The sequence below is a fragment of the Pseudomonas fluorescens HK44 genome (assembly GCF_000217955.3).
Taxonomy (GTDB): Bacteria; Pseudomonadota; Gammaproteobacteria; order Pseudomonadales; family Pseudomonadaceae; genus Aquipseudomonas; species Aquipseudomonas fluorescens_AQ.
The window spans coordinates 443349-460034 of sequence record NZ_AFOY02000004.1 but is presented as its reverse complement, the minus strand read 5'-3'; the positions used below and the strand labels follow the sequence as shown (position 1 = coordinate 460034).

Annotated in this window: 11 protein-coding genes; 7 read left to right on the top strand and 4 right to left on the bottom strand. The window is 61.1% G+C overall.

What is annotated here, in order from left to right:
- Positions 1–12 precede the first annotated feature (12 nt).
- Genes HK44_RS04075 through HK44_RS04060 form a run of 4 tightly spaced genes read right to left on the bottom strand, consistent with a single transcriptional unit; the run spans position 13 to position 5582 of the window.
- Positions 13–2061, bottom strand: coding sequence for an EscV/YscV/HrcV family type III secretion system export apparatus protein (locus tag HK44_RS04075; protein WP_019689489.1), 2049 nt, complete (start codon positions 2059–2061; stop codon positions 13–15).
- Positions 2062–2084: 23 nt separating this feature from the next.
- The gene (gene sctW / locus HK44_RS04070; RefSeq protein WP_024264736.1) at positions 2085–3191 is read right to left on the bottom strand and encodes a type III secretion system gatekeeper subunit SctW; all 1107 of its coding nucleotides are present in this window, start codon (positions 3189–3191) and stop codon (positions 2085–2087) included.
- On the bottom strand, positions 3188–4843 hold the full coding sequence (gene sctC, locus HK44_RS04065) for a type III secretion system outer membrane ring subunit SctC (protein ID WP_019689487.1): 1656 nt from the start codon (positions 4841–4843) through the stop codon (positions 3188–3190). The genes sctW and sctC overlap by 4 nt, the downstream gene beginning before the upstream one ends.
- 4 nt (positions 4844–4847) lie before the next feature.
- Positions 4848–5582: a helix-turn-helix domain-containing protein gene (locus HK44_RS04060; RefSeq protein WP_019689486.1), complete on the bottom strand. Its 735-nt coding sequence runs from the start codon at positions 5580–5582 to the stop codon at positions 4848–4850.
- A 228-nt stretch (positions 5583–5810) separates the two neighbouring features.
- Between HK44_RS04060 and HK44_RS04055 the strand changes: the two genes are divergently transcribed.
- From HK44_RS04055 to HK44_RS04025, 7 genes are all read left to right on the top strand, one after another.
- The gene (locus HK44_RS04055) at positions 5811–7022 is read left to right on the top strand and encodes a CmpA/NrtA family ABC transporter substrate-binding protein (protein ID WP_019689485.1); all 1212 of its coding nucleotides are present in this window, start codon (positions 5811–5813) and stop codon (positions 7020–7022) included.
- A gap of 15 nt (positions 7023–7037) precedes the next feature.
- On the top strand, positions 7038–7613 hold the full coding sequence (locus tag HK44_RS04050) for an ANTAR domain-containing response regulator (protein ID WP_019689484.1): 576 nt from the start codon (positions 7038–7040) through the stop codon (positions 7611–7613).
- 229 nt (positions 7614–7842) lie between these two features.
- Complete coding sequence (locus tag HK44_RS04045) at positions 7843–9054, top strand: nitrate/nitrite transporter (protein WP_019689483.1); 1212 nt, start codon at positions 7843–7845, stop codon at positions 9052–9054.
- Between the two features lie 7 nt (positions 9055–9061).
- Complete coding sequence (locus HK44_RS04040; protein ID WP_019689482.1) at positions 9062–10732, top strand: bifunctional protein-serine/threonine kinase/phosphatase; 1671 nt, start codon at positions 9062–9064, stop codon at positions 10730–10732.
- Between the two features lie 459 nt (positions 10733–11191).
- Positions 11192–13645, top strand: coding sequence for a nitrite reductase large subunit NirB (nirB, locus tag HK44_RS04035; protein ID WP_019689481.1), 2454 nt, complete (start codon positions 11192–11194; stop codon positions 13643–13645).
- Positions 13642–13959 (top strand): nitrite reductase small subunit NirD, encoded by a 318-nt coding sequence (gene nirD / locus HK44_RS04030; RefSeq protein WP_019689480.1) that lies wholly within the window; start codon positions 13642–13644, stop codon positions 13957–13959. The genes nirB and nirD overlap by 4 nt, the downstream gene beginning before the upstream one ends.
- A complete protein-coding gene (locus HK44_RS04025) occupies positions 13959–16676 on the top strand; it encodes a nitrate reductase (protein ID WP_019689479.1) in 2718 nt (905 codons plus the stop codon). The genes nirD and HK44_RS04025 overlap by 1 nt, the downstream gene beginning before the upstream one ends.
- Positions 16677–16686 lie beyond the last annotated feature (10 nt).

The following is a 16686-nucleotide window of genomic DNA, read 5'->3' as shown; positions in this document are numbered from 1 at the left end:
TACAGCCTCTCCTTACAGCGTCTTGATGACATTGACCGAGATGGTTTCGGAGATTTCGCCAAAGGACATCACGTCCAATTCGCGGAATCGCCCCTCGATCAGTTTCTTGATGTAGCGCCGCACATCGATCGAACACAGCACCACCATGTCCTTGTGCGGGATGTGCAGGCTGTCCAGGCCGACACTGAGCCGGTCGATCAGGTCTTCCGATTCGGCCGGTTCCAGGTTAAGAAAACTGCCGCCCGAGGTTTGCCGGATGCCCTTGCGCACAACGTCTTCGAACTCCGGCGACAAGAGCAGGACCCGCAAGTCATTACCGTGTGCGAACTTGTTGCTGATGTACCGGGCCATCGCACCGCGCACATGCTCGACCAGGGCCATCACGTCCTTTTCACGGGAGGCCCAATGGGCGAGCGACTCCAGGATCAGCTTCATGTTGCGCACCGAAATTCGCTCGCCGATCAACCGTTGCAGCACCTCGGCGATCTTCTGCACGGTGACGTGGCGGTACACCTCCTTGAGCAAATCGGGGTAGCGACTTTCCATTTCGTCGAGCAGCTGCTTGGTTTCCTGAACCCCGAAGAACTCCTGGATATTGCGCGCCAACAAGGTCACCAGGCAGCGATAGCACTCGTCATAGGCCGGACGCAGCTGGTAGCCCAATTGCTGCACCCGATCCTTGTCGGCGGCATTGACCCAGACACCCCCCAGCCGATTGCTGTCGGTGCCGCGCACCAGCGAAAAGCCCAACGGTTCGAGCTCTGGCGAATAATCGAGCAGCCGCCAGTGGTCGAAATGGATATCGAACTGATCGGCCCGCACCTCGTTGATCAGCACGGCCACTTGATGGGCCGGCAAGGTGTCACCGGCACACAACTGCGGCTCGGGAATCCGCAGCCCGTAATCAACGAAGAACTGGCTGCGAAAACGCGCCGCCAAACGCGCCGTGATCAGCTCGTCCAGACGCGCGGTTGGCACCAGCAACATCAGCGGGACGGTTTGCGTGGCGACGCTATCGACGTCCTCCAGCAGGCCCAATTCCGATTGCGCCTGACCTGACGCTGCCGGACGCGGCTCAGCAGGCTGGTCTGCAGCCCTGGAGGCCTTGCGATGCCGGGAAAAAACCACCAGGCCCAAGGCGCCGGCAATCACCAGGAACGTCATCAGCGGAAAGCCCGGCAACAGACCGACCCCAACTGCCAGCAGGGCGGTAACGCCCAATACGAAGGGGTTACCGAGCATCTGGGCGAGCATATTGCGGCCCAGGTTACTGTCGTCGCCATTGACCCGGGTGACGATAAAACCCGCACCGATGGCAATCAGCAATGCCGGAATCTGTGCCACCAGGCCATCGCCGATGGTCAGCAGCGTGTACGTCGACAACGCCGTGGACAGGTCCATGCCCAGTTGCCCGACACCGATGGCCATGCCGCCGATGAAGTTGACGAAGATGATGATGATGCCGGCAATCGCGTCACCCTTGATGAACTTCATCGCGCCGTCGAAAGAACCGTACAACTGGCTCTCGCGTTCCAGCACGCTGCGTTTTTCCTTGGCCTCTTCGGCGGTGATGGCACCGGCCTTGAGATCGCCGTCGATACTCATTTGCTTGCCGGGCATCCCGTCCAGGGAGAAACGCGCCGCGACTTCGGCAACCCGCTCCGAGCCCTTGGTGATCACGATGAACTGGACAATCGTGACGATGGAAAAAATCACGAAACCCACCACCAGACTTTCGCCGATCACGAATTCGCCGAAGGACGCAATGATGTCCCCGGCGTCGGCCTGGCTCAGGATCAGACGGCTGGTACTGATTGACAGGGCGAGCCGAAACAGCGTGGTCAACAGCAGCAGGGCCGGGAATGTCGAATAGCTGAGGATGCGTTCGATATAAAACGAGCCCATGAACACCAACAACGAAATCACGATGTTCAAGCCGATCAGAAAGTCGACCAGTGCCGTCGGCAACGGAATGATCAGCATCGCGATGATCATCACCATCAGCGACAGGATCAACAGCTCCGGGCGCGCGCCGACATTACGCAAAAATTGATTGAGCATGGAAAATCAGGGTCCTCGGATACTCAGGCGCCAGCGGCGACACGTCGCCGCTCGATGCATTCCTGAGCGAAGGCGATGTCCGCCAGGTGGGTGAACTGCTGCGCCAGGCGCAAGGGGGCGTCGTCATCGGGAAACAGCTCGAACGGCAACTTCACGCTGAACTGGCGCACCACCTGCAGCAACGAAGAACGCTCACGGTGCAGGCTCAGCAGCAGGCTTTCACCCAACACGCCAAGCAGTAACTGATCGAGGTCATCGGGGTAGCGCAACAGGCCGAACAGGAACACCAGCCAATCGATCTCATGAGGGTTGTGTCGGCAAATCAATTCATCGCCCAGCAGGCCGGCGATAAACAGCCCCTCCGCGGAGCGCAGCCGCTTCAGGTCGGTCAACTTGACCAGCAACCGGCCAAACTCGGCGCGTGAGCAACTGGGGTCCTGGGCGTCGATATCGGTCAACAACGCGGCTTCGATAAAGGCCAGCACCGTCATACGCTGGGCCGGACCGAACAACGCGACCCAGTCTTCGTAGCAACTGACGGGGCCTTCGTCGCTCTCCAGAAAATCGCGATAGGTTTCACGCAGTGCTCGCGCCTTAACGGCCATGGTCGCGCCGAACATCCTGGCTTTGAGCGCCCCGTTGATCCCCGCTTTCATGCGCTTGGGCGTGCCTTGTGCAATGACCGTCTGCAACAAGGTTTCAAGCCGTTGGCGGGTGGCCTGGTCGAGCTTTTTACGGCGCAACAATTCACGCAGCACCAGGACCAGGTCACTGTCATCGGGAAACAGGCTGCGCACCATCTGCAACAACCAGGCAAGCGGTTTGTCCGCCAGCCGCGCCAGAGCGAGCACCTGCATCGCCTTGGGTACCGTGTCGTCCTCCAGGACTCTTTCGAAGTTGTCAGCCAGGGATTCGGACTTGAGCTCGAACTGTCGCCGACCACGAAACTGCGTCATCGCCGCCGACATTTCGTCGCTGCTTTGCACCATTCGCTGCACCAGGGCCGCCGTCCCGGTCTCGTCGAGATCCACGGCTGCCTCAGCTTGCGGCTGCGGTTGCGCGGCGGCCTTTTCTGCATTCAGGCGTGCCTGGGCGGCCCGTCCGCCCATGGAACCAATCGGCAGCATCAGCGTTCAGCCGCGCGAAAGTAGGCACGCCGCACCCGCTCATGCTGCTCCGGGGTCATCAGGCGAGTGCCAGGATCCGGGGCTTCAGGCTCCAGGGCGCTGATAATTTCCTTGGGCTGGATCAAAAACACCCGCACGGTATTGGCCGAACGGCTCTGGCGATAGGTGAACAACCGACCAATCCAGGGGATCGAGCCCAACACCGGAATCCGCCCGATCTGTTCACTGTGGTCATCGCGGGTAAAACCGCCGACCAGCAGGCTCTTGCCCTGTGGCACCCGCGCCACGGTGCTGATCCGTGTGCGGCCGACGGTTGGCAGTGTGCTTGCGTGCCCGCCCTCGCCGGTTTTTTCGACTTCGTTACCGTCCTCGATAGTCAGCGACATTTCGATCTCGTCCGCCTTGGCGAAACGCGGCAGTACGCTCACCAACGTGCCGTAGGTCACGTGTTGCAAATCGACACTGCGCTCTCCCACCAACGGCGCGTAGAACGTACGGTTGTTGTCAAAAATCGCCTGAACATTTTCCTGCGTCAGGATCACTGGCCGGGCGACTACATTCGCCCGGTTCGTGCGTTCCAGCGCCATCACCTGGGTCACGAACGACACGCCATCCAGCGTGGTCGCGGAGCCCGCATTGAGCGAAGCCGCGAATTGTCCGCCGACCTTGATCGAGCCTTGCCAATTGATGCCCAGCTGATTGAGTTCGTCCTTGTGCAGATCGATGATCCACAGCGACAACTCGACGTGCCGCTTGGGTTGGTCGAGGACCGCCACCAGGTTTTCGATAAAACGTACCTGCTCCGGTAGGCCTTTGACCAATAACGTGTTGGTGTCCGGATAAGCCACGACCCGAATATTGCCGGCCGCCATCTCCCGCGCAAGGATTCGCGGCGCCGTCGGATCCTGATCCGACGGCAACGTGGCCAAGCCTTCCAGTGGAAACTCCGGCATCGCGCCAGGGCGGTTCGGTGCAAACGCTTTCGCCACCGTCGGCTCGAGCCCGCCCTGCTCGCCCCGCAGCAACCTCTCGATCACCGTAGCCAGGCCCGGAAGCGTGACCTTGTCATCGCGAATTTCGTATTTGCGGTCACCGACAAACGTGTTGACCACCTGGATAACGCCAATCTGCTGCTTGCCCAGCAAGAGCTCCGAACGCTGGTTATCCATCAGTCGTGCGGCTTGCAGAACCAGGTCGACATACAGGGGCGGCCCGGAAACATGGAACGTGCGCAGGCCATCACTGCGCAGTGGATAACGCACGTCCTGCAAACCGGAGCGTTGCAGGAAGGTCTGGAGCTTGTCCACCGTCAGGGTCTGCAGCGACACCACCGAGCTTTTCACTTCAGACGCGTCGTACAGGTATATCGCCTGTCCATCGCTGTACCAGATCAGGCCCATTTGTCCGGCAATTCGCTCGAACGTCTGTTGGGCCGAGCTCAAATCGAACTCGCCAGAAATCCGCTTGGCGGCGGCCGCCTTGCTGACAATCACTGCTTTTCCCAAGGGCCCGGACAACTCGGCGAAAAAAGTCCGCAGGCTCTGTTCTCGGGCCACAAAACCTTCGGCCTGAGCCAACATCGGGAGCGGAGCAAACACCAGGACACCGCACAGCACCGCTCGTGCAATGCGCGCCGGGAGAAAACGAAAAGTCATCGGCTCACTTGCCTGAGAGGTGCGTGATATCCGCCAGGCTGCTGGGCGCGAAACCCACCAGCTCGCGAATGTCTTTGGAGAAATGCGAAGAAGAGGCGTAGCCCAATTGCAGCGCCACATCGGTTAACGAACGATCTTCCAGGCTCATGCTCAGCAGCGCCTGAGCCGTACGCCAGGCGCGCAAGGCCGGTTTGGTCGCACCTCCCAGCGCTTGTCGGCACAATCGACGAAAGTGTGAAACCGACACCCCGTAGCGTTGCGCCAGCCAGACCAGCTTTTCGCTGCTGCCGCCCTGCTCAAGCAGAAACTGCACGAGCCAATAGTTTTCGTGATGACGCAACACGCTGGCAAAGGCCCGGTAGGACAAACCGCCGTGCAAGGCCTGCTCGATGTACCAACGCTCCCGGAGCGTGTCGGACTCAATGGTCTCGAACGTCACCGGCAGCGCGGCCCACGGTGCCAGTCGTGGGCCTTGGTCGATCATCCCGGCGCCCCGATCGATAAAGACCTGGAGTTTCACCAGGCACGCTTCGGGCATCGGCTGTATCTGCACGCCATCGGTCATGTCGAGTTCGCCGTGAACCGCCAACAACCCCTGCCAGCCCGCTGGCAGACAACAGCAAAGTGCACAGCCTGCCAACGTCAGACACACCGCCTGCTCGCCGACGCGCACGAACATCACTTGTTCGTCCGAACGAATGTCAGCCAATGGTGGAGTGGAAAGTCGATTGATCTGCACGCTTGCCTCCTGTGGCGACGAGTGTTGGAAGGTCCTCAGGATGAGCGGTGCAGGCCTTTCAATCTTGATGGAAAGCTGATGAAACCCGGGGCTGGCATATGCCTTGCACTAACAGAGTCATCAGCACTCATGTCACCGGCGGCGTGGGTGGAAGGACAATGGCGTCGTCACCCGGCTTTGCTCGCGCAGGGACCGGGACGACGTTTTTTTTTGCAAGGTGAAGACGCGATGAATGAGCACTCGATCGGCCCGCTGGCCTGGGTCAATGGCAGCGATGCCCCGGAGAAGACCGAAATCAATCTCGGCTTCATGGCGCTCAGCGACTGCGCCTCGATGGTGGTCGCAGCCACTCAAGGCTTCGCCCAGCCCTACGGCCTGACGCTGAACCTCAAGCGCCAATCGTCGTGGGCCAACCTGCGGGACAAACTGGTCAGTGGCGAACTGGATGCCGCCCACAGCCTCTATGGTTTGATCTATGCCGTGCATCTGGGCATCGGCGGCGTCGCCGCGACGGACATGGCCGTGCTGATGGGACTGAACCAGAACGGCCAGAGCATCAACCTTTCGCATGGACTGCAAGGGCTGGGCGTGACCGGTCCTGAAGCGCTGGAACGTCACGTGCACCAAAGTCGCCCAAAACTCACCTTCGCCCAGACCTTCCCCACCGGCACCCATGCCATGTGGTTGTATTACTGGCTGGCGAGCCAGGGCATCCATCCGTTGCAGGATGTCGACAGCGTCGTGGTGCCACCGCCACAAATGGTTGCGCACTTGCAGGCCGGACGGATCGACGGTTTCTGCGTCGGCGAACCCTGGAGCGCCAGTGCGGTAAAGCAGAACCTCGGCTTCACCCTGGCGACAAGCCAGACCATCTGGCCCGACCACCCGGAAAAAGTCCTCGGCTGCACCCGCGCCTTCGTCGAGCAATACCCTAACACCGCACGGGCGCTGGTCATGGCGATCCTGGAGGCCAGTCGCTTCATTGAACAAAGCCCGGAGAACCGCCGCAGCACCGCACAACTGTTGAGCGCCGCCGAATATCTGGACGCCCCTCTCGACTGCATCGAACCACGCTTGCTGGGTGATTATGCCGATGGCCTGGGCAATCGCTGGCAGGACCCTCACGCATTGCGCTTTCACGGTGGCGGCGACGTCAACGTGCCGTACCTTTCCGACGGCATGTGGTTCATGACCCAGTTCCGGCGCTGGGGCTTGCTGCGCGAAGACCCGGACTATCTGCATGTGGCGCGTCAGGTCCAGCAACTCGGTGTCTATAGCGATGCCGCCAGCGCGCTGGGCATCGCGGCCCGGGATCAGGAAATGCGCAGCAGTCAGTTGATCGACGGTAAAATATGGAATGGTTCGGACCCGGCGGCGTATGCCCGCAGTTTCAAGCTGCATGCCATGGCCGACACCCCCGCTCTTCTCGCCAGCCGCTGACAGGAGGCTTCAAACATGTTGCGTATCCTGCTGATCAACGACACGGCGAAAAAGGTCGGGCGCCTCAAAGCGGCACTGACTGAGGCCGGGTTCGAGGTAATCGATGAATCAGGCCTGACCATCGACCTGCCTGCGCGCGTCGAAACGGTGCGTCCGGACGTGATCCTGATCGATACCGAGTCACCGAGCCGTGATGTAATGGAACAAGTGGTGCTGGTCAGCCGCGACCAGCCTCGGCCGATCGTGATGTTCACCGACGAGCACGACCCGGATGTGATGCGCCAGGCGATCAAGTCCGGCGTCAGCGCCTACATCGTCGAAGGCATTCATGCCGCGCGCCTGCAACCGATCCTCGACGTGGCCATGGCACGCTTTGAAAGCGATCAGGCCTTGCGTGCCCAACTCCAGGCCCGCGACCAGCAACTGGCCGAGCGCAAGCGCATCGAGCTGGCCAAGGGCTTGCTGATGAAGATGAAGGACTGCAATGAAGAGCAGGCCTACACCCTGATGCGCCGCCAGGCCATGAGCCGTCAACAGAAGCTGATCCAGGTCGCCGAGCAGATCATTGCCATGAGTGAGTTGCTGGGCTGAGCCTTCTAGCGCCTGTTGGCACAGATCTCGCTACGTAAACCACACAGGTAACCAACGGCGGTTGCCCCACCTACGACAAAGACGTCGCACACCCCTTTCGCGCAAGTGCAGCGGGTTGCGGCGTTTTTTCGTTTTGGCCCCACAGCCCGGGGCCGGTGGTGCGGCCGTCGCGGCGCGCCACCGCAAAGCTCATGACTCCCTTCGAGACTCTTTACAGCTGAGGTGCGCGATGAATTCAAGCTTCTGGAAATCCGGCCATACCCCGACACTCTTCTCGGCCTTTCTGTATTTCGACCTGAGCTTCATGGTCTGGTACCTGCTCGGCCCGCTGGCGGTGCAGATCGCCGCCGACTTGCACCTGACTACCCAGCAACGCGGGCTCGTGGTGGCCACGCCGATTCTGGCCGGGGCGTTCTTGCGCTTCGTGATGGGACTGCTGGCGGATCGTCTGTCACCAAAAACCGCTGGGCTGATCGGTCAAGTGATCGTGATCTGCGCCCTGTTCGGCGCCTGGAAGCTGGGCATCCACAGCTACGAACAAGCGCTGCTGCTCGGGTTGTTCCTCGGCATGGCCGGCGCCTCGTTCGCGGTCGCCCTGCCCTTGGCCTCGCAGTGGTATCCACCACAGCATCAGGGCAAGGCGATGGGCATCGCCGGCGCGGGCAACTCGGGCACGGTATTCGCCGCGCTGATCGCCCCGATGCTGGCGGCCTCATTTGGCTGGAGCAACGTCTTTGGCTTCGCGCTGATCCCGCTGATCCTGACGCTGATCATCTTCGCCTGGCTGGCGAAAAACGCACCTGAACGGCCGAAAGCCAAATCCATGACCGACTACTTCAAGGCCCTCGGTGACCGCGACAGTTGGTGGTTCATGTTTTTCTACAGCGTGACCTTCGGTGGTTTCATCGGCCTGGCCAGCGCCCTGCCCGGCTACTTCAACGACCAATACGGCCTGAGCCCGGTCACCGCTGGCTACTACACCGCAGCCTGTGTGTTCGGCGGCAGTTTGATGCGGCCACTCGGTGGTGCACTGGCGGATCGATTCGGTGGTATTCGCACCTTGCTGGTGATGTACACGCTGGCCGCGACCTGCATTGCTGCCGTGGGTTTCAACCTGCCCAGCTCTTACGCTGCACTGGCGCTGTTCGTCTGCACCATGCTCGGCCTTGGCGCGGGTAATGGCGCGGTGTTCCAGTTGGTGCCGCAGCGCTTTCGCCGCGAAATCGGCGTGATGACCGGGTTGATCGGCATGGCGGGCGGCATCGGCGGTTTCGCCCTCGCGGCGGGCATGGGTGCGATCAAACAGAGCACCGGTAGTTATCAGATGGCCTTGTGGTTGTTCGCCAGCCTCGGTGTTCTGGCCTGGTTTGGCTTGCACGGAGTCAAACGCCGCTGGAGAACCACGTGGGGTTCGGCCGCTGTGACTGCAGCGCGGGTATGATGCACCGATGAGCCTGCAATTGAGCTTCGCCGAGGCCAGCGCCATCGGCCCACGGGATGAAAACCAGGACGCCCTGCGCCTGGTCACGCCCGCCGCTGAACTGGCGGCGAGCAAGGGGTTTCTGTTCGCCATCGCCGACGGCGTCAGTCAATGCGCCGACGGCGGGCTCGCCTCCAGGACAACCTTGCAGGCCCTGGCCCTCGACTACTACGCCACACCGCAAACCTGGGCTGTGGCGCAAGCGCTGGACCGCCTGCTGCTGGCACAAAATCGCTGGTTGCAGGCCAATGGCGGAGGCCAGCCATTGCTCACCACCGTCAGCGCACTGGTGCTGCGCGGTCGTCGCTTCACACTGGCGCATGTTGGCGATTGTCGGGTGTATCGCTGGCACGCCAACCAGTTGCAGCGCATCACTGAGGACCATGTCTGGGAACAACCGGGCATGCAGCATGTGCTCAAGCGCGCACTGGGGCTGGATCAGCATCTGGTACTGGACTTTCTCGACGGCGAATTGCGCGCGGGCGAGAGTTTCGTCCTGCTGAGCGACGGCGTTTGGGCGACGCTGGGCGACACCGCCATCGCCGCCATTCTGCGCGATCAGCCCGACCTCGACAGCGCGGCGCAAACCCTGGTCAACGCCGCTCACCTGGCCGGCAGTCAGGACAACGCCAGCGCGCTGCTGGTACGAGTCGACGCCCTTGGCGAAACGAGTATCGGTGATACGCTGATCCAACTGCAGCAATGGCCATTGCCGCCGCCGCTCAAACCCGGCCAGGCCTTCGAAGGCTGGCACGTCGAGAGACTGCTCGGGCAGAGCCAGCAGTCGCTGATTTACCGTGTCCGTGATGGGCAGCAACAGCCCTGGTTACTGAAAACACTCCCCTCACCGTTGAGCAACGACACAAAGGCCGCCCAGGCGCTGCTCTCTGAAGAGTGGTTTCTCAAGCGCGTTGCCGGTCGAAGCTTTCCGGAAGTTCACCCGGCGGCGCAACGTCAGCACCTGTATTACGTGATGCGCGAGTATCCAGGGGTGACCCTGGCCGAGCTGTTCGCGCAAAACGGCCCGTTGCCGCTGCCCCAATGGCAGCAACTGGCCGAACGTTTGCTAAGGGCGGTGGGCATGCTGCATCGGCGGCAGATCTTCCATCGCGACATCAAACCGGAAAACCTGCTGCTGGCTGAAGACGGTGAGTTACGGCTGCTGGATTTCGGACTGGCGTACTGCACTGGCTTGTCCGAAGACCAATCGAACGCGCTGCCGGGCACTCCGAGCTATATCGCCCCGGAAGCGTTCAATGGGAATCCACCGACGCCGCAACAGGATCTGTATGCGGTTGGCGTGACGCTTTATTACCTGGCCACCGGGCATTATCCCTACGGGGAAATCGAAGCCTTTCAACGTCCGCGCTTTGGCCTGCCCATCAACGCCAATCGTTATCGGCCGGATTTACCCGACTGGCTGGGACAAAGTCTGGAACGAGCGGTATGCGCCGACCCGGCGCAACGCTATGAAACGGCAGAGGAATGGTTGCTGCTGCTGGAACAAGGCGAACGACGCAGTTTGAGCGTGCGCCCCAGGCCGTTGCTGGAGCGTGAACCGTTGAAAGTGTGGCGGACGTTGGCGCTGGTGTCGTTGCTGATCAATCTGGTGCTGCTGTATCTGCTACTCCATTCCTGAGTCAAACATGACTCCCTGTGGCGAGGGGGCTTGCTCCCGTTGGGTTGCGAAGCGACCCTAAAACTATGATCGCATTTAGCTTGGCTCAATATACGTGGCCAATTGCGACCGCTGCGCGCTCGAGCGGGAGCAAGCTCCCTCGCCACAGGTCTTCTCCGCGCCATGACTGGGCGCCACGCTTTGATTTGGTGCAAAAAGTCCAATCCAGGCACTGAATAACGGACCAAAACCCAACAAAACCGCACCCTCCCCCGATTTGGCACGACCACTGCATTACCTTTTACACCATACATAAAGCCCGGCCTTCAACGACGAAGGGTGTGCTTCCCGAGAGAACGGGACCAGGACAAAGGCGTCCTCGCTAGGCAACTAGCGGGACGCCTTTTTTTGTTTGCGCAAAATTTGTCGAGCCAGCCTGACCGCCCTGATGAGGCAAGTCTGAGCTCCCCGGAGAACCTGATGAAAAAACTAAAACTGGTGATGATCGGCAATGGCATGGCCGGGGTTCGCACCCTGGAAGAATTGCTCAAGCTGAGCAACGAGCTGTATGACATCACGGTCTTCGGTGCCGAGCCCCATACCAACTACAACCGCATTCTTCTCTCGCCGGTGCTGGCGGGTGAGCAGACCTTTGAAGAGATCGTGCTCAACGATCTTGATTGGTATCTGGACAACAACATCAAACTGCTGCTCAACCGCAAGGTAGTGGAGATCGACCGAGTCAAACGCCGGGTCATCGCCGAAGACGGCAGCGAAGCCGAATACGACCGGCTGTTGATCGCCACCGGCTCGACGCCGTTCATCCTGCCGATTCCTGGCAATACCCTGGAAGGCGTCATCGGCTACCGCGACATCGCCGACACCCAGGCCATGATCGACACCGCCAAGACCCACAAGCACGCGGTGGTCATCGGCGGTGGCCTACTCGGCCTTGAAGCCGCCAATGGGCTGATGCTGCGCGGCATGCATGTGACCGTGGTGCACCTCGGCGAGTGGTTGCTGGAGCGGCAGCTGGACAAAACCAGCGGCCAGTTGCTGCAAACCGCCCTGGAAGGACGCGGCTTGCACTTTCGCCTGTGCGAACAGACCCAGGCCCTGCACGACGCCGGCAATGGCCGGGTCGGCTCGGTGCAGTTCAAGAACGGCGACATCATTCCCGCTGACCTGGTGGTGATGGCCGCCGGCATTCGCCCCAATACCGAACTCGCGGAAAAATCCGGGATCCCGTGCAACCGCGGGATTCTGGTCAACGACACCCTGCAAACCTATGACCCGCGCATCTACGCGATCGGCGAATGCGCCAGTCACCGTGGCATCGCCTACGGCCTGGTAGCGCCGCTGTTCGAGCAGGCCAAGGTCTGCGCCAACCACTTGGCGCAACTGGGGTTTGCCCGCTATTCGGGCTCGGTGACCTCGACCAAATTGAAAGTCACCGGCATCGACCTGTTCTCCGCTGGCGACTTCATGGGCGGCGAAGGCACCGAAACCATCACCCTCTCCGACCCGATCGGCGGGGTCTATAAAAAACTGGTGATCAAGGATGACGTGCTGGTCGGTGCCTGTCTGTACGGCGACACCGCGGATGGTGGCTGGTATTTCCGGCAGATTCGTGAGAGCCACGCCATCGGCGAAATCCGCGATCACCTGATGTTCGGCGAAAACGCTCTGGGCGATGTAGGCCATCAAGGCCAGGACAAAGCCATGAGCATGGCTGACAACGCCGAAGTCTGCGGTTGCAATGGCGTCTGCAAGGGCACCATCGTCAAGGCGATTCAGGAACACGGGCTGTTCAGCGTCGACGAAGTCAAGAAACACACCAAAGCGGCCAGCTCCTGCGGCTCCTGCGCAGGTTTGGTGGAGCAGATCCTGATCAACACCGTCGGCGGCGCGGCAGACGTCAAACCGAAAAGCGAAAAAGCCATCTGCGGTTGCAGCGACCTCAACCACGGACAGATTCGCCAGGCGATCCGCGAAGAGCATTTGCTGACTATCGCCGGGACCATGAGCTACCTGAACTGGCGCACCCAGAATGGCTGCGCCACCTGCCGTCCGGCGCTCAACTACTACCTGATTTCCACATGGCCAGGCGAGGCCAAGGACGATCCGCAATCACGGCTGATCAACGAACGGGCCCACGCCAACATTCAGAAAGACGGCACCTATTCGGTCGTCCCACGGATGTGGGGCGGTGTGACCAATCCTTCGGAGCTGCGGCGCATTGCCGATGTCGCCGACAAGTACAACGTGCCCATGGTCAAGGTCACGGGCGGCCAGCGCATCGACTTGCTGGGGATCAAGAAGCAGGATCTGCCCGGCGTCTGGAAGGACCTCGACATGCCGTCCGGCCATGCCTACGGCAAATCGATACGCACGGTCAAAACCTGCGTGGGCAGCGAGTTCTGCCGCTTCGGTACGCAAAACTCCACGCAACTGGGTATCGAACTGGAGCATGACCTGTTCAACATGTGGTCGCCGCACAAGGTCAAGCTGGCGGTCTCTGGTTGCCCGCGCAACTGCTCGGAAGCCGGGATCAAGGACGTCGGAATCATCGGCGTCGACTCTGGCTGGGAGATGTACATCGGCGGCAATGGCGGGATCAAAACCGAGGTCGCGGAATTCTTCGTCAAACTGAAAACCGCCGAAGAAGTTCGCGAGTACAACGGCGCCTTCCTGCAGTTGTATCGCGAAGAAGCCTTCTACCTCGAGCGCACCGTGCACTACCTGCAACGGGTCGGCATGGAACACATCAAGAAAGCCGTGCTGGAAGACCCGGAACGCCGCAAAGCGCTCAACGACCGGCTGCAATTCTCCCTGTCGTTCGAGCAGGACCCCTGGAAAGAACGCCTTGAACAGCCGTTGCTGAAGAAGGAGTTCGATGTCATCCCCGTGAAAAACCTGGAGGTGCCGGCATGAACTGGCTGGATATCTGCGCACTGGAAGAAATCAACGCCTTGGGCTCGCGCATCATCAGCGGCCCCAAAGGTGACATCGCGATTTTTCGCACCAGCGACGACGAGGTTTTCGCGCTCGACGACCGCTGCCCACACAAGGGCGGACCGCTGTCCCAAGGACTGATCTACGGCAAACGCGTCGCTTGCCCGTTGCACAATTGGCAGATCGACCTGGAGTCCGGTCAGGCCCTGGCGCCTGATGTCGGTTGCGCCCATCACCATCCGGCGCGGGTGGAGAACGGTCGGGTCATGCTGGCTCTGCGGGAAGCAGGCTGATGAGCCGCCAGACGACCGCCTCGACCTGCTGTTATTGCGGGGTGGGCTGCGGCGTACTGATCGAGCATGATGGCGAGCAGATCCTCGGCGTCAGCGGCGACCCGACGCACCCGGCCAACTTCGGCAAGCTGTGCAGCAAAGGCTCGACCCTGCACCTCACCGGCGACCTCGCGGCACGGGCGCTGTACCCGGAACTGCGACTTGGCAAAGGTATGGCCCGCAGCCGTACCGATTGGGACACCGCCCTCGATCACGCCGCCAGCGTGTTCGCCGACACCATCGCCGAACACGGCCCGGACAGCGTGGCGTTCTATATCTCCGGGCAACTGCTGACCGAAGATTATTACGCCTTCAACAAGTTGGCCCGGGCGCTGGTCGGCACCAACAACATCGACAGTAATTCGCGACTCTGCATGTCGTCGGCGGTGGTCGGCTACAAGCGCAGCCTCGGCGCTGACGCCCCGCCGTGCAGCTATGAAGACCTTGAGCTGAGCGATTGCGTGATGATTGTCGGCAGCAACATGGCCTACGCTCATCCGGTGCTGTTTCGCCGACTGGAAGAAGCCAAATCCCGCCGACCACAGATGAAAGTCATCGTCATCGACCCCAGGCGTACGGACACCTGTGACCTTGCCGACCTGCACCTGGCCATTCTGCCGGGTACCGATGTCGCGCTGTTCCACGGGATTTTGCACCTGCTGCTGTGGGAAGACTGGGTCGACCGTGAGTTCATCAAGGCACACACCGAAGGCTTGGCCGAGCTGAAAAACCTGGTGCGCGATTACACCCCGCAAATGGTCGCGCAACTCTGTGGGATCAGCGTTGAACAGTTGCAGCAATGCGCCGAGTGGGTCGGCACCTCGACGAGTTTTCTCTCGCTGTGGTGCATGGGGCTGAACCAGTCCACTGCCGGCAGCGCAAAAAACAGTGCGCTGATCAACCTGCACCTGGCCACCGGGCAAATCGGTCGGCCCGGCGCAGGCCCCTTCTCGCTTACCGGTCAGCCAAACGCGATGGGCGGGCGCGAAACCGGCAGTTTGTCGAACTTGCTGCCAGGCCATCGCGAAGCGGCCAATGCTCAACATCGCGCCGAAGTGGCGGCTTACTGGGGCGTCGAGAAACTACCTGACACGACCGGGTTAACCGCCATCGAACTGTTCGAACAGGTGCAGAGCGGCAAGATCAAAGCATTGTGGATCGCCTGCACCAACCCGGCGCAGTCGCTGCCGGATCAGCAAGCCGTGCGTGCGGCGTTGCAGGCTTGCCCGTTTGTGGTGCTGCAAGAAGCCTTTCGTACCACCGAAACCGCACCTTTCGCCGACCTGCTGCTGCCAGCTGCCAGTTGGGGTGAGAAGGAAGGCACGGTGACCAACTCCGAACGGCGGATTTCCCACGTTCGCCGCGCCATCAACGCACCGGGTGAAGCGCGCGCGGACTGGGCGATCACCGTGGATTTCGCACAACGCCTGGAGCGGCGCCTGCGTCCAGGACAGCCCAGCCTGTTTGCTTTCGAACAACCGGCGCAGGTCTTCGATGAATACAAACAACTGACGCGCGGACGCGATCTGGACCTCTGCGGGATCAGCCATGCGCTGCTCGACCGCCTCGGCCCGCAGCAATGGCCGTTCCCGGACGGCGCCTTGAGCGGAACGCCACGGCTTTATGCGGACGGGATTTTCCCTACCGAGAGTGGCCGTGCACAGTTTGTCGCCGACCCTTATCGCGCCGCCAAGGAGCAACGTGACGCCCGTTTTCCGCTGACCCTGATCACCGGGCGCCTGCGCGACCAATGGCACGGCATGAGCCGCACCGGCACGGCTGCGCAATTGTTCGGCCATGTCAGCGAAGCCCTGTTGAGCCTGCACCCTGATGAACTGCGTCGGTATCGGTTGCAGACCGGCGATCTGGTCAACCTCAAAAGCCGTCGAGGCAGCGTGATTGTTGCCGTCGGCAGTGACGACAGTGTGCGCCCGGGCCAAGCCTTTGTGCCGATGCACTGGGGAGACCGTTTCCTCAAGGGTGGCGTCAATACGCTCACACAGCCGGCGTTCGATCCTCTGTCGAAACAACCTGAACTCAAGCACAGCGGCGTGCGTATCGAGCCGGTAAAGCTGCCATGGCAGTTGTTCGCACTGGTTGAGGGCGATGTTCAGCAGCATTTCGAGACCTTACGACCGCTCTGTGAGGACTTTGCCTACGTCAGCCTCAGCCTGGCCGGCCGTGAACGCCCAGCGCTGCTGATACGCGCTGCCAGCGCCCAGGCACCCGACCCGCAGCGGCTGCATGACATCGATCAACAACTGGGACTCAACGATGGTCCAGTCCTGGCTTACGACGATCCACGGCGCGCCATTGGCAAACGCGTGCGCATCGAACAGGGCCGGATTACCGCCATTCGCCTGGCCGGTGAAACCCTTGCCCAACACTGGCTGCAAAACCTCTGGCTGGAAGGCCGTGCCGACGAACAACTGCGACGCTGGCTATTGGCACCGTTGAGCACACCACCCGGCAGCGCTGGCTCATCCGTCAGCGCCAGCAAAACCCTGTGCAACTGCAAGAACGTCAGTGAAAGCGCGGTGTGCGCCGGCATTCGCAGTGGCCTGGATTTGCAGGGTCTGAAACAACAACTCGGTTGCGGCACGCAATGCGGCTCCTGTGTCCCGGAAATCAAGCGTCTGTTGGCGGCCAGCGTGCAGCCCATCGCAATCACCTCGTGAGGAATAGAAC